Source organism: Paraburkholderia sp. A3BS-1L, assembly GCF_051125215.1.
Lineage (GTDB): Bacteria > Pseudomonadota > Gammaproteobacteria > Burkholderiales > Burkholderiaceae > Paraburkholderia.
Genome location: NZ_CP120442.1, coordinates 2,879,527 through 2,897,099, shown reverse-complemented (window position 1 = coordinate 2,897,099; position 17,573 = coordinate 2,879,527). Strand labels below are relative to the sequence as shown.

Sequence of the window (17,573 nt, the reverse complement as noted above, 5' to 3'; positions counted from 1 at the left end):
GCTCTTGGCAGAGCGTCCGCGTTGGCGTCAGATTGTGCGCCAGAATCGGCGCGCCGGTCTGGCGTGATGTCGGGATTAACGGCCGCACGCGAACGGGCCCGCCGTTTTTTCGCGATTCGTGTGAAAGGCGGGGCGACTCGGCTCGAGGTGCGATCCGGTGGCCGGTTTTGCGGCTGGCTGGGTGCGCTTTCTCTCGCTGCACTGCTCGCGGCGTGCGGCGGCCCGAGCTACGTGAGCACCACGGCGCCCAAGGGCACGCCGACGCTGCCCGGGCAGATCGCGGCCGCGCGCCTCACGGCGGTGGCCTGGCAGCAGGTGCCGGGCTGGCAGGACGATTCGTTGATCGGCGCCGCGGCAGCGCTGCGCCAGAACTGCACGCGCCTCGGGCGTGAGCCGCGCTGGCAGCGCGCCTGTGCGGCGGCCTCGCAGCTGGACGATCTCGACGCCGCCAGTGCCCGCCTGTTCTTCGAGACGTACTTCACACCCTATCAATTCGCCAACAACGACGGCACGCTCGACGGCCTGGTGACCGGCTACTACGAGCCGTTGCTGCACGGCTCGCGCACGCGCCACGGCGTCTATCAGACGGCGCTGTATCGCTGGCCCGCCGGCTATCGCGCGGGCGCCGCGCTGCCGGCGCGCGCGCAATTGGAGCGCACGGGCATTCTCAACGGCAACGAGCTCGTCTGGGTCGACGATCCCATCGAAGCGTTCTTCCTGCAGGTGCAAGGGTCGGGTCGCATCGTCATGGAAGATGGCAGTGTGATGCGCGTGGGCTTTGGCGGCACCAACAATCAGCCCTACAAGTCGATCGGCCGCTGGCTGCTCGATCGCGGCGAGCTCACGCCCGCGCAGGCTACCATGCAGGGCATCAAGGCGTGGGCGCGCGCGAACCCGACGCGCGTGGACGCGCTGCTCGACACCAACCCGCGCTTCGTGTTCTTCCGCGAAATGCCGTCCAACGAAGGCGCGCCGCACGGCGGCGCCGACGGCCCGATTGGCGCGCTGGGCGTGCCCCTCACGCCGGAGCGCTCGATTGCGGTCGACCCGGCGTCGATCCCACTCGGCACGCCGGTCTTTCTGCAGACTACCCGCCCGCTCACGAACACGCCGCTCAACCGGCTCGTGTTCGCGCAGGATACCGGCACGGCCATCAAGGGCGGCGTGCGCGCCGACTACTTCTGGGGCCTTGGCGACGATGCCGGCGATCTGGCCGGCAAGATGAAGCAGGACGGCCGCATGTGGCTGCTGTTCCCGAACTCGTAGGCCGAACCCGTGAGCATCCCGCACGAAGCACAAACGTGAAAAAGCCGGCGATCTGAGCAGACGCCGGCTTTTTCGTTTCCCTGCCTGGGGGCGGCCTGTTTCGGCTGCTTACTTCGGCCGCTTGTCGATCACGCGCCTGGCCTTGCCAACGGAGCGCTCGATGCCGTTCACTTCCAGCACATTCACCTTCGCGGTCACGCCGATCAGCGATTTGATGTCGTACGCAAGCTGCTTGCTCGCAGCGTCGAGCGCGCCATAGTCGGGTGCGGTTTCGGGGCACGGCTCGCAATTGAGCGTCATCACGTCCATCGGACCTTCCTTGGTCAGAACGATCTGATAGTGCGGCGCCAGCGCATGCTGCTTGAGCAGCAGTTCCTCGATTTGCGTCGGGAACACGTTTACGCCGCGGATGATGAGCATGTCGTCCGAGCGGCCCGTGATCTTTTCCATGCGGCGCATGGTGCGCGCCGTGCCTGGCAACAGTCGCGTGAGGTCGCGCGTGCGATAGCGGATGATGGGCAGCGCCTCTTTCGTGAGCGAAGTGAAGACCAGTTCGCCGAACTCGCCGTCGGGCAGTACTTCGCCGGTATCGGGGTCGATGATCTCGGGGTAAAAGTGATCTTCCCAGATCGTCGGGCCGTCCTTGGTCTCCGCGCACTCGGAGGCCACGCCGGGTCCCATCACTTCGGATAGACCGTAGATGTCGACGGCCGTGATGCCCATGCGCTGTTCGATGGCGGCGCGCATGTCGTTGGTCCATGGTTCCGCGCCGAAAATGCCGATGCGCAGCGAGCATGTGGCCGGATCAATGCCTTGCCGCTCCATTTCGTCGGCGATGGCGAGCATGTAGCTCGGCGTGACCATGATGATGTCAGGGCGGAAGTCCTGAATCAGCTGGACCTGCTTTTCGGTCTGGCCGCCGCCGAACGGAATCACCGTGAGTCCTGCGCGCTCCGCGCCGTAGTGTGCGCCGAGACCGCCCGTGAAGAGGCCGTAGCCATAGCTGATGTGTACCTTGTCGCCGCGCCGCGCGCCTGCCGCGCGCACCGAGCGCGCGACCAGGTTGGCCCAGGTGTCGATGTCGCGCGCCGTGTAGGCCACGACTGTCGGCTTGCCTGTCGTGCCCGACGACGCATGAATGCGCGAGATCTGGTCCTGCGGCACAGCGAACATCCCGAACGGATAGCTGTCGCGCAAGTCCTTCTTTGTCGTGAACGGGAAGCGCGCGAGGTCGGCGAGCGACTTCAGGTCGGACGGATGCACGCCGGCTTCGTCGAACTTGCGCCGGTACACGGGCGAATGCTCGTACGCGTGGTTGAGCGACCATTTCAGCCGTTCGAGCTGAAGCGCCGCGAGTTCGTCGCGGCTGGCCGTTTCAATGGGCTCGAGCGGCAGCGGGGTAGTCATCGATGTCTCCTCAAACTTCGCAAATGGAATTCGGTTCGTGCGTTTGTGCAGATACAGGCGCGCTGTGTTACCCGGCGGCGGGAATCACGTTGCCGCGAATCTGGGCGGACTTGCCTCTGAACATGGCGACGGTTTCGCCTGCGCGGTTCGTTACGCGGATGTCGTAAATGCCGTTGCGCCCGGAAAGCACCTGCTCGACGGCTTCGGCGGTGAGCACGTCGTCGGGTTGGACCGGGCGCAGGAACTCGATCGAGCAACCCGCGGCGACGGTGTTCACGTTGTAGGTATTGCAGGCGAACGCGAAGGTCGAGTCCGCGAGCGTGAAGATCAGGCCGCCGTGACAGATCTGATGGCCATTGAGGAACTCGAGACGCACGGCCATGCGCAAGCGTGCGTAGCCCGCGCGCACTTCGAGCAGTTCCATGCCGAGCGCCCGGCTGCAGCCGTCGGCCGCGTACATGGCTTGCGCGGTGGCGCGGGCGAGTTCGTCGGGCGTCATGTCGGCGAGCGCAGCGGTTTGCGGGGATGTCGATGCATTCATGTCAACGACCCTCGAAGCGCGGCGCGCGTTTCTCGATGAAGGCTTGCACGCCCTCGGCGTAGTCATGCGACGCGCCCAGTTCGCGCTGCAGATCGCGCTCGAGATCGAGTTGCGCATCGAGCGTGTTCGTGGCCGAAGCGCGCAACGCTTCGCGTGTGGCGACGACGGCGCGCGTGGGCTGCTTCGCGAGATGCGCGGCAAGCGTCGCGGCGGTCGCTGCGAGTTCGGTGTCGTCCGTTACTTGCCAGACGAGGCCCCAGTTTTCGGCCTTTTCGGCGCTGAGCTTGTCGCCCGTCATGGCGAGGCCGAGCGCGCGCGCCATGCCCACGCGTTTGGGCAGGAACCACGTGCCGCCCGAGTCGGGCACGAGGCCGATCTTCACGAACGCCTGAATGAAGCTGGCGGAGCGCGCGGCGAGCACGAGATCGCAAGCGAAGGCGAGATTCGCGCCCGCGCCGGCGGCGGTGCCGTTGACGGCCGCAATGACGGGCATCGGCAGTGTCTGGATGCGCCTTATCAACGGGTTGAAATGTTCTTCGATGAGCGCGCCGAGGTCGGTCATCGCGCCTGGCGTGAAATCGAGGTCGGCGAGATCCTGGCCTGCGCAGAAGCCGCGGCCCGCGCCGGTCAGCACGAGCGCGCGCGCGCCGGCGGCGGTGACTTCGTCGAGCGCCGCCGCGAGTTCGCGGTGCATGGCGCGAGTGAAGCTGTTGAGCTTGTCCGGTCGGTTCAGCGTGATCGTGGCCACGCGCGTGGATGTGTCGATTTCGACGCGGATTGCTTCGTAGGGCATTGGTTGTCTCCTTGTCGACCAGAGTTGGCGCTTTAGCGCCTTACTCTGGTCCCACGCCAAGCTGGCTCCTTCTCTACTCGGGCCGCCGCGCGCGTTGCCCGGCGGGTGGCTGCGCTGGCTTTCAGCGCGCTGCTCAGACGCGCTCGATCGCCAGTGCAATGCCCTGGCCAACGCCGATGCACATCGTGCAAAGCGCGTAGCGCCCCTGGGTGCGTTCAAGTTGATGCAGCGCAGTTGTGACGAGCCGCGCACCCGAAGCGCCGAGCGGATGGCCCAGCGCAATCGCACCGCCGTTCGGGTTCACGCGTGGATCGTCGTCGGCGACGCCGAGCGCGCGCAGCACTGCGAGGCCTTGCGACGCGAATGCTTCGTTGAGTTCGATCACGTCGAACTGGTCGAGCGTCATGCCCAGTTGCTTGAGCAGCTTTTGCGTGGCGGGCGCGGGGCCGAAGCCCATGATGCGCGGCGCGACGCCGGCCGTCGCCATGCCGAGCACGCGCGCGCGGCGGCGCAGGCTGTACTGGTTTGCGGCTTCTTCATTTGCGAGCAGCAGGGCGCAGGCGCCGTCGTTGACGCCCGATGCGTTGCCGGCCGTGACCGTGCCGTCGGGTTTCACCACGCCCTTGAGCTTGCCGAGCGCTTCGAGCGATGTTTCGCGCGGATGCTCGTCGAGCGTCACGCGCACCGGATCGCCTTTCTTCTGCGCGATCTCGACGGCGACGATTTCCTGCGCGAGCGTGCCGTCTTTCTGCGCCCGAGCGGCTTTCTGCTGACTGCGCAGCGCGAATGCGTCCTGATCGGCGCGGCTGATGTTGAACTCGACCGCGACGTTTTCCGCCGTTTCTGGCATCGAATCGATGCCATATTGCTGCTTCATCAGCTTGTTCACGAAACGCCAGCCGATGGTGGTGTCGTAGATGGCGGCATCGCGCGAGAAGGCCGATGCGGCCTTGCCCATTACGAACGGCGCGCGCGTCATGCTTTCCACGCCGCCCGCGATCATCAGCCGCGCTTCTCCGGCCTTGATGGCGCGCGCCGCGCTACCGACTGCGTCGAGGCCCGAGCCGCACAGGCGGTTGAGCGTGCCGCCGGGCACAACCGTAGGCAGGCCCGCGAGCAGCGCGGCCATGCGGGCGACATTGCGGTTGTCTTCGCCGGCCTGGTTGGCGCAGCCGTAAAGCACGTCGTCGATGGCGTTCCAGTCCACGCCGGGATTGCGCTCGACTAGCGCGCGAATGGGTACGGCGGCGAGGTCGTCGGCGCGTACGTCTTTCAGGGCGCCGCCGTAGCGGCCAAACGGAGTGCGAATCGCGTCGCAGATATAGGCTTCGGTCATCTCGGATTCCTGCGGCATGAGCGTGGAAGTGCGCTCATGCCTTGCATGCTAGAGGGACGGGGAGTGAGGCGCTATTCGGCCAAACCGCATAAGTCGTTTAGCCGACTGCAACCGGAGCCGCTTTCGGTTCAACATGGACGCGGCTTTGAACCACTCGGAAACGGTTCGCCACGAATGCGGCGTCGGCGAGTGCCGCGTTCGCGGCCGGGTTTGCGCCGGTGCCGTGAAAATCCGAGAAAGCCGCGGATTGATTTACGAACACGCCGCCCGTCAGGTTGATCGAGAGCGCCACGCCGCCGGTGATCGCGGCTTCGTGGGCGGCTTCGATCACGGCGTCATCGGTGCTGTACACCGAGAGCGTGAGCGCGCCATGGTCGCGTGCGGTCGTGCCGGCCAGTTCGAGCGATTGCGCGGTCGAATCGGTGGCGATCACGAACGAGATCGGGCCGAACCATTCGCGCGTGAACGAGGCGGCGTCGCGCGCGGCGTCGAGCGCGAGCACGAGCGGCGTGCGTACGCGCGCGCCGGCGAATTGCGGGTGCTCGAGCGTCTGGCTGTCGGCGAGCACGGTGCCCAGCTTGCGCGCTTCGTCGATGCGCGCCGTGACCCCTTCGTTCTGGATGGCGCCGAGCACTTCCACGGCGCGGGCGGGATCGGCCACGAACTTCTGCACGGCGCCCGCGATCGCCTGCGCGACGGTTTCGAAGCTCAGATTGCCTTCGGCGGTCTGAATGCCGGTGCGCGGCACATAGATGTTCTGCGGCGCCGTGCACATCTGGCCCGAATAGAGCGAGAGCGAGAACGCAATGTTGCGCGCGGCGGCCTTCAGGTCGGTCACGGAATCGATCACGATCTGGTTCACACCGGCCTTTTCGGTGTAAACCTGCGCCTGGTGCGCGTGCTGTTCGAGCCAGTCGCCGTTCTGCGTGCTGCCGGTGAAGTCGATCAGCTTGATTTCGGGGCGCAGGGCGAGTTGTTGAACGAGCGCGCCGTCGTTGGGATCGGTTGCGAGCAGCGTGACCACGTTCGGATCGAAACCGGCTTCGCGCAGCACTTCGCGCGCAATGCGCACGGTGACGGCAAGCGGCAGGATCGCACCCGGATGCGGCTTGACGATCACCGTATTGCCCGTCGCCAGATCGGCGAACAGACCAGGATAGCCGTTCCAGGTTGGGAACGTGCAGCAGCCGAGCACGAGACCGATGCCGCGCGGCACGACGGTAAAGCGCTTTTGCATCGCAAGCGGCGGGTTCTTGCCTTGCGGCTTTTCCCAATGCGCGTCGGCGGGAATGCGGCGCAACTGGTCCCAGGCGTAGGTAACGGCTTCGAGCGCGCGGTCCTGAGCATGCGGGCCGCCCGCCTGGAAGGCCATCATGAACGCCTGGCCAGTCGTGTGCATCACGCTGAAGGCGATTTCGAAGCTCGCGCGGTTCAGGCGATCCAGAATTTCGAGGCTCACGCCCGCCCATGCCTGAGGGCCGGCGGCGCGCCATTCGCGCTGCGCCTTTTGCGCGGCTGCGATCAGTTGATCGGGCGTCGACTTCGGGTAACGGGCGCCAAGCGCGAAACCGAACGGCGAGGTCTCGCTGCCCACGGTTTCACCGGTGCCCGGTTGGTCGAGTTCGAAGGTGCGATTGAGATGAGCCTTGAATGCGGCTTCTCCGTCTGCGGCGGCAGATTCCCCGTACACTTTGGGGCTCGGCATTTCGGCGAACGGACTCCAGTAGCCGCGCGTCTCGATGGCGGCAAGCGCTTTTTGCAGCACGGCTTCGTGCTTGGCGAACAACGGATGTGTCATGGCGCAACGTTGATTGAGAGGTTGGAGGAGGTCCGTGCCAATTAATTGACCGACCGGTTGGTTGGCGAATGTTAGCATTAGTCAAACTTCGGCGTGAAAAATTTTTTTAGGGACTTTTCTTTGATGGAAGGAGGGCGTATGGGGTACGAAAACATCCTGGTCGAAACGCGCGGCAAAGTCGGCCTGATCACATTGAACCGCCCGAAGGCGCTCAACGCACTGAACGATGCGTTGATGGACGAAGTCGGCGCAGCGCTCAAGGCGTTCGACGCCGATGAGGGGGTTGGCGCAATCGTCATTACCGGCAGCGAGAAGGCGTTCGCGGCGGGGGCTGACATCGGCATGATGGCGAGCTACAGCTTCATGGATGTCTACAAGGGCGACTACATTACGCGCAATTGGGAGACGATCCGCTCGATCCGCAAGCCGGTCATTGCGGCTGTTGCGGGCTTTGCACTGGGCGGTGGCTGTGAACTGGCGATGATGTGCGACATCATCTTTGCGGCGGACACTGCAAAGTTTGGGCAGCCTGAAATCAAGTTGGGCGTGATTCCTGGCGCGGGCGGTACGCAACGTCTACCGCGTGCGGTATCGAAGGCCAAAGCGATGGATTTGTGCCTGACCGCCCGCATGATGGATGCAGCGGAAGCTGAGCGTGCGGGGTTGGTGTCTCGTGTGATTCCTGCAGCGGACCTCCTGAACGAGGCGCTCGCTGCAGCCGCTACCATTAGCGAGTACTCGCTGCCTGCCGTCATGATGGTCAAGGAGGCGGTGAATCGTGCATACGAAACCACGCTCGCGGAGGGGGTGCACTTCGAGCGCCGCATGTTCCACTCGCTTTTTGCGACCGAGGATCAGAAGGAAGGGATGGCGGCCTTCGTGGAAAAGCGCAAGCCCGTGTTCACGAACAAGTAAGTCACACAAGTAACTCACGATCTGGTGACTGTCATTGGCCGCGAGCCAGTGGCGGTCGTTGGCGGCGGGGGAAATTTTCGCCCGCCTCTTGCGGAGCGGCCTTGGGCGCGCTAAGATTCGCCCCCTTCGCCCGCTGAAGTCCGGCAGCGAAGCCTGCCGCGAGAAACGGCGGGGCGTGAAGTCATCAGTTTTTAAACGGCGACGTTAAAAAAGATGTTGACGAAACGCGAAAGAGTCTGCATAATCTCGTTTCTCTGCTGCTGACGCAGCAACGCAGAAAGCGCCGGGTGGTTTGAAGTAGTTCCGGTGTCTTGTGCGACGCGATCTTTAAAAATTTACAGCCGATAAGTGTGGGCGCTTGATGGGTTTCGTGACCTGGTGATTCTTTCGGGGATGACCGGGAGTAGCGAAAGTATCAAGAGTCTCACACAAAAGTAAGTCAGGTTTTTGAATTTATTCAGAACCTGTCAGCTTTGAGTGAGCGACCTGTCTCGAGAGGGACAGAAAACAGTAACAGGTATTGAACTGAAGAGTTTGATCCTGGCTCAGATTGAACGCTGGCGGCATGCCTTACACATGCAAGTCGAACGGCAGCACGGGTGCTTGCACCTGGTGGCGAGTGGCGAACGGGTGAGTAATACATCGGAACATGTCCAGTAGTGGGGGATAGCCCGGCGAAAGCCGGATTAATACCGCATACGATCTTAGGATGAAAGCGGGGGATCGCAAGACCTCGCGCTATTGGGGTGGCCGATGGCGGATTAGCTAGTTGGTGGGGTAAAGGCTCACCAAGGCGACGATCCGTAGCTGGTCTGAGAGGACGACCAGCCACACTGGGACTGAGACACGGCCCAGACTCCTACGGGAGGCAGCAGTGGGGAATTTTGGACAATGGGCGCAAGCCTGATCCAGCAATGCCGCGTGTGTGAAGAAGGCCTTCGGGTTGTAAAGCACTTTTGTCCGGAAAGAAAACCTCTGGGTTAATACCCCGGGGGGATGACGGTACCGGAAGAATAAGCACCGGCTAACTACGTGCCAGCAGCCGCGGTAATACGTAGGGTGCAAGCGTTAATCGGAATTACTGGGCGTAAAGCGTGCGCAGGCGGTGATGCAAGACCGATGTGAAATCCCCGGGCTTAACCTGGGAACTGCATTGGTGACTGCATCGCTAGAGTATGGCAGAGGGGGGTAGAATTCCACGTGTAGCAGTGAAATGCGTAGAGATGTGGAGGAATACCGATGGCGAAGGCAGCCCCCTGGGCCAATACTGACGCTCATGCACGAAAGCGTGGGGAGCAAACAGGATTAGATACCCTGGTAGTCCACGCCCTAAACGATGTCAACTGGTTGTCGGGCCTTCATTGGCTTGGTAACGTAGCTAACGCGTGAAGTTGACCGCCTGGGGAGTACGGTCGCAAGATTAAAACTCAAAGGAATTGACGGGGACCCGCACAAGCGGTGGATGATGTGGATTAATTCGATGCAACGCGAAAAACCTTACCTACCCTTGACATGGACGGAATCCTGGTGAGAGCCGGGAGTGCCCGAAAGGGAGCCGTCACACAGGTGCTGCATGGCTGTCGTCAGCTCGTGTCGTGAGATGTTGGGTTAAGTCCCGCAACGAGCGCAACCCTTGTCCCCAGTTGCTACGCAAGAGCACTCCGGGGAGACTGCCGGTGACAAACCGGAGGAAGGTGGGGATGACGTCAAGTCCTCATGGCCCTTATGGGTAGGGCTTCACACGTCATACAATGGTCGGAACAGAGGGTTGCCAAGCCGCGAGGTGGAGCCAATCCCAGAAAACCGATCGTAGTCCGGATCGCAGTCTGCAACTCGACTGCGTGAAGCTGGAATCGCTAGTAATCGCGGATCAGCATGCCGCGGTGAATACGTTCCCGGGTCTTGTACACACCGCCCGTCACACCATGGGAGTGGGTTTTGCCAGAAGTGGCTAGTCTAACCGCAAGGAGGACGGTCACCACGGCAGGATTCATGACTGGGGTGAAGTCGTAACAAGGTAGCCGTATCGGAAGGTGCGGCTGGATCACCTCCTTTCCAGAGCTCATTGCGAAGTTCATTGAAGCGCTCACACTTGTCGGCTGTAGAAAAGACAGACTCAGGGGTCTGTAGCTCAGTCGGTTAGAGCACCGTCTTGATAAGGCGGGGGTCGATGGTTCGAATCCATCCAGACCCACCAATTTGTCTGCGCGGTGGCTGACTGGTAACCCCCTTGAGTATGCATGACTGGGGGATTAGCTCAGCTGGGAGAGCACCTGCTTTGCAAGCAGGGGGTCGTCGGTTCGATCCCGTCATCCTCCACCAATCCCTAATGCACAGCATCCTGCAGGAGCAGTTAAATGCAGGGAGTTTTGCATTGGCGATTGAGCCAGTCAGAGCGGTATGTGAAAACGTATCGGCTGTCGTTCTTTAACAATCAGGAAGAAGTAGTAAAGAGATTTATCTGAAACACACTTAGAGATGGGTGTGGAGTAGGTGAATCAGGGTTGTGATTGTATCGATGTATTTTTAAGTTCCTCGAAAGAGGGCTTTGGAATACGGCACAACGCGAAAACTCAGCCTGTAGCGAGTGAGTCGAGAGACGCACCCGTTATAGGGTCAAGCGAACAAGTGCATGTGGTGGATGCCTTGGCGATCACAGGCGATGAAGGACGCGGTAGCCTGCGAAAAGCTCCGGGGAGCTGGCAAACAAGCTTTGATCCGGAGATGTCCGAATGGGGAAACCCACTCCGAATGGAGTATCCGTGACTGAATACATAGGTCACGTGAAGCGAACGCGGCGAACTGAAACATCTAAGTAGCCGCAGGAAAAGAAATCAACCGAGATTCCCAGAGTAGTGGCGAGCGAAATGGGATCAGCCTGCATTCTTTATCTGTACCGTTAGTCGAACGCTCTGGAAAGTGCGGCCATAGCAGGTGATAGCCCTGTAGACGAAAACGGAATGGAAGAACTAGGGATGCGACAAGTAGGGCGGGACACGTGAAATCCTGTCTGAAGATGGGGGGACCATCCTCCAAGGCTAAATACTCGTGATCGACCGATAGTGAACCAGTACCGTGAGGGAAAGGCGAAAAGAACCCCGGGAGGGGAGTGAAACAGATCCTGAAACCGCATGCATACAAACAGTCGGAGCCTCGCAAGGGGTGACGGCGTACCTTTTGTATAATGGGTCAGCGACTTACATTCAGTGGCAAGCTTAACCGAATAGGGCAGGCGTAGCGAAAGCGAGTCCGAACAGGGCGATTAGTCGCTGGGTGTAGACCCGAAACCAGGTGATCTATCCATGGCCAGGTTGAAGGCACGGTAACACGTGCTGGAGGACCGAACCCACTAACGTTGAAAAGTTAGGGGATGAGCTGTGGATAGGGGTGAAAGGCTAAACAAACCTGGAAATAGCTGGTTCTCTCCGAAAACTATTTAGGTAGTGCCTCGTGTATCACCTTCGGGGGTAGAGCACTGTCATGGTTGATGGGTCCATTGCGGATTACGTCGCCATAGCAAACTCCGAATACCGAAGAGTGCAATCACGGGAGACAGACATCGGGTGCTAACGTCCGGTGTCAAGAGGGAAACAACCCAGACCGCCAGCTAAGGTCCCCAAATATGGCTAAGTGGGAAACGAAGTGGGAAGGCTAAAACAGTCAGGAGGTTGGCTTAGAAGCAGCCACCCTTTAAAGAAAGCGTAATAGCTCACTGATCGAGTCGTCCTGCGCGGAAGATGTAACGGGGCTAAGCCATATACCGAAGCTGCGGATGCACATTTATGTGCATGGTAGGAGAGCGTTCTGTAAGCCTGCGAAGGTGCACTGGAAAGTGTGCTGGAGGTATCAGAAGTGCGAATGCTGACATGAGTAGCGATAAAGGGGGTGAAAGGCCCCCTCGCCGTAAGCCCAAGGTTTCCTACGCAACGTTCATCGGCGTAGGGTGAGTCGGCCCCTAAGGCGAGGCAGAAATGCGTAGCTGATGGGAAGCAGGTCAATATTCCTGCACTAGTGTTGAATGCGATGGGGGGACGGATCGCGGAAGGTTGTCCGGGTGTTGGAAGTCCCGGTCGCTGCATTGGAGAAGGCGCTTTGGCAAATCCGGGCGCGTAATTCAAGGGTGTGGCGCGAGCTTCTTCGGAAGCGAAGCAACTGGAAGGGGTTCCAGGAAAAGCCTCTAAGCTTCAGTTCAACATTAACCGTACCGCAAACCGACACAGGTGGGCGAGATGAGTATTCTAAGGCGCTTGAGAGAACTCGGGAGAAGGAACTCGGCAAATTGGTACCGTAACTTCGGGATAAGGTACGCCCTGGTAGCTTGAGGAGCCTGCGCTCCGAGGGTGAAGGGGTTGCAATAAACTGGTGGCTGCGACTGTTTAATAAAAACACAGCACTCTGCAAACACGAAAGTGGACGTATAGGGTGTGACGCCTGCCCGGTGCCGGAAGATTAAATGATGGGGTGCAAGCTCTTGATTGAAGTCCCGGTAAACGGCGGCCGTAACTATAACGGTCCTAAGGTAGCGAAATTCCTTGTCGGGTAAGTTCCGACCTGCACGAATGGCGTAACGATGGCCACACTGTCTCCTCCCGAGACTCAGCGAAGTTGAAGTGTTTGTGATGATGCAATCTCCCCGCGGCTAGACGGAAAGACCCCATGAACCTTTACTGTAGCTTTGCATTGGACTTTGAACCGGTTTGTGTAGGATAGGTGGGAGGCTGTGAAGTGTGGACGCCAGTCTGCATGGAGCCGTCCTTGAAATACCACCCTGATCTGTTTGAGGTTCTAACCTTGGCCCGTGATCCGGGTCGGGGACAGTGCATGGTAGGCAGTTTGACTGGGGCGGTCTCCTCCCAAAGTGTAACGGAGGAGTACGAAGGTACGCTAGGTACGGTCGGAAATCGTGCTGATAGTGCAATGGCATAAGCGTGCTTGACTGCGAGACTGACAAGTCGAGCAGGTGCGAAAGCAGGTCATAGTGATCCGGTGGTTCTGTATGGAAGGGCCATCGCTCAACGGATAAAAGGTACTCTGGGGATAACAGGCTGATACCGCCCAAGAGTTCATATCGACGGCGGTGTTTGGCACCTCGATGTCGGCTCATCTCATCCTGGGGCTGTAGCCGGTCCCAAGGGTATGGCTGTTCGCCATTTAAAGAGGTACGTGAGCTGGGTTTAAAACGTCGTGAGACAGTTTGGTCCCTATCTGCCGTGGGCGCTGGAAGTTTGAGGGGGCCTGCTCCTAGTACGAGAGGACCGGAGTGGACGAACCTCTGGTGTACCGGTTGTCACGCCAGTGGCATTGCCGGGTAGCTATGTTCGGAAGAGATAACCGCTGAAAGCATCTAAGCGGGAAACTCGCCTCAAGATGAGACTTCCCCGGGGACTTGATCCCCTTGAAGGGTCGTTCGAGACCAGGACGTTGATAGGTCAGGTGTGGAAGCGCAGTAATGCGTTAAGCTAACTGATACTAATTGCCCGTAAGGCTTGATCCTATAACAGGTGTGTCTTCCTCCCGGTGTGGAGTGAAGGACGCGCAGGTTGAGAGATCGGTGTTGTGCCGGAAACAACACAACCCCAAGAAACAGCACCTCTTTACGCTTCTTCCCGATTGGCTGTGGCGCCAGGTTCACCCAAACCCGTGCGACGCAGCAACCCGTCATGCCTGATGACCATAGCGAGCTGGTCCCACCCCTTCCCATCCCGAACAGGACCGTGAAACAGCTCCACGCCGATGATAGTGCGGATTGCCCGTGTGAAAGTAGGTAATCGTCAGGCTCCCCATGCAGTATGTCCAGAACCCCGGTGACTCCGAATGAGCGCCGGGGTTCTGGCGTTTGCGTGCGTGGAAATACGCAGCCAAACCCACAAGTCTCGCACATAACAAAAAGCCGACCCGTGAACCTCGCAGGCCGGCTTTTTCGTTGAAGCCGCCGCGAATCCCTACTTCTGGGCCAAAAATTTCGTCGCGAGATGTACCCAGTACGATGCGCCAACCGGTAGCAACTGATCGTTGAAGTCGTAGCTGGCATTGTGCAGCATGCATGGTCCCGCGCCGTGGCCCGCGTCGCGGTGCCCGCCGTCACCGTTGCCAAGGAACGCGTAGCAGCCCGGTTTCTCCAGCAACATGAACGAGAAGTCCTCGGCGCCCATGGTGGGCTCGATACCGTCGTCTACGCGATCGGGGCCCACGACTTCCTTCATTACCTGCGCGGCGAATTGCGCCTCTGCGCTGCTGTTCACCGTCGGTGGATAGTTGCGATGGAACGTGACGTCGACCGTACACTCGTAGGCCTCTGCCGTGCTCTCCGCTATCTTGCGTAGACGGGTCTCGATAAGGTCGAGTGTTTCCGTTGTGAAGGTGCGTGCCGTCCCCGCAATCCATGCCGTGTTCGGCACCACATTCACGGCATCGCCGGCGTGAATCTGCGTAATCGATAGTACTGCTGTATCGATCGGCTTCTTGTTGCGCGTGATGATGCTTTGCAGTCCATTGGCAATTTGCACCGCAGTGAAGACCGGATCACGTCCGTTGTGCGGCAGCGCGGCATGCGATCCCACGCCTTTGATTTCGATGCGAAACTCGTTGCTGGACGCCATGATCGGCCCCTCGGTCACGCCGAAGTATCCCGCCGGCATGCCAGGCCAGTTGTGTATGCCGAACACGGCGTCCACGGGAAAGCGCGTGAACAGCCCATCGTCGATCATGGCTTTCGCACCCGCACCGCCTTCCTCCGCGGGTTGGAAGATGAACACGATGGTGCCGTCGAATTGACCGTGCTTTGCGAGATGTTGCGCTGCACCGAGCAGCATCGCCGTGTGGCCGTCGTGGCCGCACGCATGCATCTTCCCTTCGTTGTGAGAGCGATGCTCGAATGTGTTCAACTCTTGAATGGGCAGAGCGTCCATATCGGCGCGCAGGCCAATGGATCGTGCGCCGCTGCCTCTTTTTAGCACGCCGACAACCCCCGTTTTGCCCAGCCCCCGATGCACCTCGATTCCCCATTCGGCAAGCTTCGATGCAACCAGCTCGGCCGTTTGGGTTTCTTCGTAGCGCAGTTCCGGGTGGGCGTGGATCGCTCGTCGTAGGCCCTGGATTTCGCCTTGGGCGGCCTGGATTTCCGGGATCAGTTTCATGGCGGACAGTGCTCGGGAAAGTGGGCGCCCACGCTCTCAATTCGAGGCGGGCCTGGACGGACCATTCTACGCCGAACCTTTTTTTTCGCGGCAACCGCCCGGGTGTGCGCAGGTTACGCGTGCCGGACATAATAAAATTGCGGTATCGACCTTACCTCCCATCGACGGATTCCTCATGAACGCCCGAGCCGAATTTGCCCGCGCAGTCTGTCCCCACGACTGCCCCGACACCTGCGCGATGCGCGTGACCGTCGAGAACGGCAAGGCCATCAAGGTGAGCGGCGACCCCGATCATCCGCCGACGCAAGGAGTGCTCTGCACGAAAGTGACCCGTTACGCCGAACGTGTGCATCACCCGAAGCGCCTCACGCAACCGATGAAGCGCGTCGGTCGCAAGGGCGAAGGGCGCTTCGAGCCGATCAGCTGGGACGAGGCATGCGCGATCGCCGCCGCCCGGCTTGGTGAAATTGCGCAGCGCGCGCCCGAAGCGATCCTGCCGTATAGCTATGCAGGAACGATGGGCCTCGTGCAGGGCGACAGTATTGCACAGCGCTTTTTCCACAAGGTCGGGGCGTCGCGGCTCGATCGCACGATCTGTGCAGCGGCGGGCGCAGCGGGTCTGCGCTACACGTATGGATCGAGCTTGGGCATGCTCACCGAGCATTTCGCCGAGAGCGAAGTGATCCTGATCTGGGGCGCGAATCCGATCGCCTCGAACCTGCATTTCTGGACGCGCGCGCAGGAAGCCAAACGCAATGGCGCGAAGCTGATCGCGATCGACCCGTATCGTTCGCTCACGGCGGAGAAGTGCCACCAGCACATCGCGCTGAAGCCCGGCACCGACGGTGCGCTCGCGCTCGGCATGATGCACGTGCTGATCATGGAAGACCGTCTCGATCACGACTACATCGCAGCGCATACGCATGGCTTCGAACAACTGAAGGCGCGCGCACTTGGCTATACGCCTGCGCGTGTCGCACAGATCTGCGGCATCGAGGAGCAGACCGTCATCGATCTCGCACGCCTCTACGCTTCTACGCGCAAGGCGGCGATCCGCATGAATTATGGTCTTCAGCGCGTGCGTGGCGGCGGCAACGCGGTACGTGCCATCGCGTGTCTGCCGGCGCTGACTGGCGCATGGCGCGAGCGGGCGGGAGGCATGCTGCTGTCGTCGTCGGGTTGGGCGCCGATCGATGCAAATGCGCTGCAGCGTCCCGATCTGATTCCTGGCTGGCCCAAGCATCAGCCGCGCGTCGTTAACATGAACCAGATCGGCGACGCGCTCACCCATGCGGGCGACACAGCGTTCGGTCCGAAGATCGAGGCGATCGTCGTGTATAACTCGAACCCGGTGGCGGTCGCGCCGGACTCGACGAAAGTCGCTGCCGGCTTTGCGCGCGAAGATCTGTTCACGATCGTGCTCGAGCAATTCCAGACCGACACGGCCGACTATGCCGACTTGCTGTTGCCCGCCACGACCCAGTTCGAGCACCTCGACGTTCATAAGTCCTACGGCCATACGTATGTGATGGCCAATCTGCCGGCTATCGCACCGGTGGGTGAGGCGCGTCCGAACACTGAGATCTTCCGCTCGATTGCGCGCGCAATGGGCCTGAGCGAACCGGCGCTTTTCGAGAGCGACGAGGAAGTGGCCGCGCGCGCGTTCGACTGGAGCGATCCCGCGCTCGCCGGCGCCAATTGGGCGAGGCTCAAGCAGGATGGCTGGGTGAAGCTGAATATCACCGATGCGCCGTTTGCCAACGGCGGCTTTCGCACGCCCACGGGCAAGTGCGAGTTCTACAGCGAGGCGCTCGCGAAGGCCGGCCTCGATCCAGTGCCCGACTACCTGCCGCCGTACGAATCGGCGGACGGCGCGCCCGAGTTGGCCGCCCGCTATCCGCTCGCGATGATCTCGCCGCCCGCTCGTAACTTTCTCAACAGTACCTTCGTGAATGTCGAGAGCTTGCGGGCGACAGAAGGCGAGCCGCACCTCGATCTCCATCCCACCGACGCCGCCCGACGCGCCATCGCCGACGGCGACCAGGTGCGTATCTTCAACGACCGTGGGTCGATGCAAGCGCGTGCTCGTGTTTCCGACCGTGCGCGCGAAGGCCTCGTGGTGGGGCTGTCGATCTGGTGGAAGAAGCTTGCACCGGACGGCCGCAACGCGAACGAAGTGACGAGCCAGGCGCTCACCGATCTGGGCGGCTCGGCCACGTTTTATGACTGCCTCGTGGAAGTCGAACGCGTGTAAACCCTGAAAAAATACCGCCTAAAAAGCGCTCGCAGTAGTTCGAGGGGACTTTCTAACTCGCTGATTCGAGGAAGAAAAACGCCTGCTGCATGCTACGATCAGCGTTTTAGCACGACCATTCGAAAAT

General features: G+C 60.8%; 9 protein-coding genes, 2 tRNA genes and 3 rRNA genes. 8 read left to right on the top strand and 6 right to left on the bottom strand.

The genetic code is table 11. The features are described from left to right. The first annotated feature begins 66 nt into the window (after positions 1–66). Positions 67–1,266, top strand: coding sequence for a murein transglycosylase A (gene mltA, locus P5W99_RS13165; protein WP_421024833.1), 1,200 nt, complete (start codon positions 67–69; stop codon positions 1,264–1,266). Positions 1,267–1,374: 108 nt separating this feature from the next. Here the strand turns inward: mltA and paaK are convergent, their stop codons facing one another. From paaK to paaN, 5 genes are all read right to left on the bottom strand, one after another. Further along, a complete protein-coding gene (gene paaK, locus P5W99_RS13160; protein ID WP_421024832.1) occupies positions 1,375–2,673 on the bottom strand; it encodes a phenylacetate--CoA ligase PaaK in 1,299 nt (432 codons plus the stop codon). A gap of 67 nt (positions 2,674–2,740) precedes the next feature. Continuing rightward, positions 2,741–3,214, bottom strand: a complete 474-nt coding sequence (gene paaI, locus P5W99_RS13155; RefSeq protein ID WP_421024831.1) for a hydroxyphenylacetyl-CoA thioesterase PaaI — start codon at positions 3,212–3,214, stop codon at positions 2,741–2,743. Position 3,215: 1 nt separating this feature from the next. Beyond that, positions 3,216–4,007: a 2-(1,2-epoxy-1,2-dihydrophenyl)acetyl-CoA isomerase PaaG gene (paaG, locus tag P5W99_RS13150; RefSeq protein ID WP_434661082.1), complete on the bottom strand. Its 792-nt coding sequence runs from the start codon at positions 4,005–4,007 to the stop codon at positions 3,216–3,218. A gap of 133 nt (positions 4,008–4,140) precedes the next feature. After that, positions 4,141–5,343: a 3-oxoadipyl-CoA thiolase gene (gene pcaF, locus P5W99_RS13145; RefSeq protein ID WP_421024829.1), complete on the bottom strand. Its 1,203-nt coding sequence runs from the start codon at positions 5,341–5,343 to the stop codon at positions 4,141–4,143. Positions 5,344–5,440: 97 nt separating this feature from the next. Beyond that, on the bottom strand, positions 5,441–7,141 hold the full coding sequence (gene paaN, locus P5W99_RS13140) for a phenylacetic acid degradation protein PaaN (RefSeq protein WP_434661080.1): 1,701 nt from the start codon (positions 7,139–7,141) through the stop codon (positions 5,441–5,443). A 138-nt stretch (positions 7,142–7,279) separates the two neighbouring features. On the opposite strand from paaN, the gene P5W99_RS13135 reads away from it, so the two are divergent. The 6 genes from P5W99_RS13135 to rrf all read left to right on the top strand — a co-directional run bounded on the left by P5W99_RS13135 (position 7,280) and on the right by rrf (position 13,833). Then, positions 7,280–8,056, top strand: a complete 777-nt coding sequence (locus P5W99_RS13135; RefSeq protein ID WP_421024827.1) for an enoyl-CoA hydratase — start codon at positions 7,280–7,282, stop codon at positions 8,054–8,056. 522 nt (positions 8,057–8,578) lie between these two features. Further along, positions 8,579–10,111 (top strand): 16S ribosomal RNA (locus tag P5W99_RS13130). A 65-nt stretch (positions 10,112–10,176) separates the two neighbouring features. Further along, positions 10,177–10,253 (top strand) — tRNA-Ile (locus P5W99_RS13125). 49 nt (positions 10,254–10,302) lie between these two features. After that, positions 10,303–10,378: transfer RNA gene (locus P5W99_RS13120), tRNA-Ala, on the top strand. A gap of 292 nt (positions 10,379–10,670) precedes the next feature. Next, positions 10,671–13,550, top strand: a 23S ribosomal RNA gene (locus P5W99_RS13115). A 169-nt stretch (positions 13,551–13,719) separates the two neighbouring features. Next, a 5S ribosomal RNA gene (rrf, locus tag P5W99_RS13110) occupies positions 13,720–13,833 on the top strand. The 16S, 23S and 5S rRNA genes sit together here with 2 tRNA genes alongside, the layout of an rRNA operon. Before the next feature lie 165 nt (positions 13,834–13,998). On the opposite strand, the gene P5W99_RS13105 is transcribed toward rrf, so the two are convergent. Then, on the bottom strand, positions 13,999–15,192 hold the full coding sequence (locus P5W99_RS13105; RefSeq protein WP_421024826.1) for a M20 aminoacylase family protein: 1,194 nt from the start codon (positions 15,190–15,192) through the stop codon (positions 13,999–14,001). A 175-nt stretch (positions 15,193–15,367) separates the two neighbouring features. On the opposite strand from P5W99_RS13105, the gene P5W99_RS13100 reads away from it, so the two are divergent. Next, a complete protein-coding gene (locus P5W99_RS13100; RefSeq protein ID WP_434661078.1) occupies positions 15,368–17,446 on the top strand; it encodes a molybdopterin-containing oxidoreductase family protein in 2,079 nt (692 codons plus the stop codon). The last annotated feature ends 127 nt before the right edge of the window (positions 17,447–17,573 follow it).

Excerpts from the sequence above, each read along its gene's own strand:
- mltA (WP_421024833.1), top strand. The coding sequence starts at position 67 with ATGTCGGGATTAACGGCCGCACGCGAACGGGCCCGCCGTTTTTTCGCG.
- paaK (WP_421024832.1), bottom strand. The coding sequence starts at position 2,673 with ATGACTACCCCGCTGCCGCTCGAGCCCATTGAAACGGCCAGCCGCGAC.
- paaI (WP_421024831.1), bottom strand. The coding sequence starts at position 3,214 with ATGAATGCATCGACATCCCCGCAAACCGCTGCGCTCGCCGACATGACG.
- paaG (WP_434661082.1), bottom strand. The coding sequence starts at position 4,007 with ATGCCCTACGAAGCAATCCGCGTCGAAATCGACACATCCACGCGCGTG.
- pcaF (WP_421024829.1), bottom strand. The coding sequence starts at position 5,343 with ATGACCGAAGCCTATATCTGCGACGCGATTCGCACTCCGTTTGGCCGC.
- paaN (WP_434661080.1), bottom strand. The coding sequence starts at position 7,141 with ATGACACATCCGTTGTTCGCCAAGCACGAAGCCGTGCTGCAAAAAGCG.
- P5W99_RS13135 (WP_421024827.1), top strand. The coding sequence starts at position 7,280 with ATGGGGTACGAAAACATCCTGGTCGAAACGCGCGGCAAAGTCGGCCTG.
- P5W99_RS13105 (WP_421024826.1), bottom strand. The coding sequence starts at position 15,192 with ATGAAACTGATCCCGGAAATCCAGGCCGCCCAAGGCGAAATCCAGGGC.
- P5W99_RS13100 (WP_434661078.1), top strand. The coding sequence starts at position 15,368 with ATGAACGCCCGAGCCGAATTTGCCCGCGCAGTCTGTCCCCACGACTGC.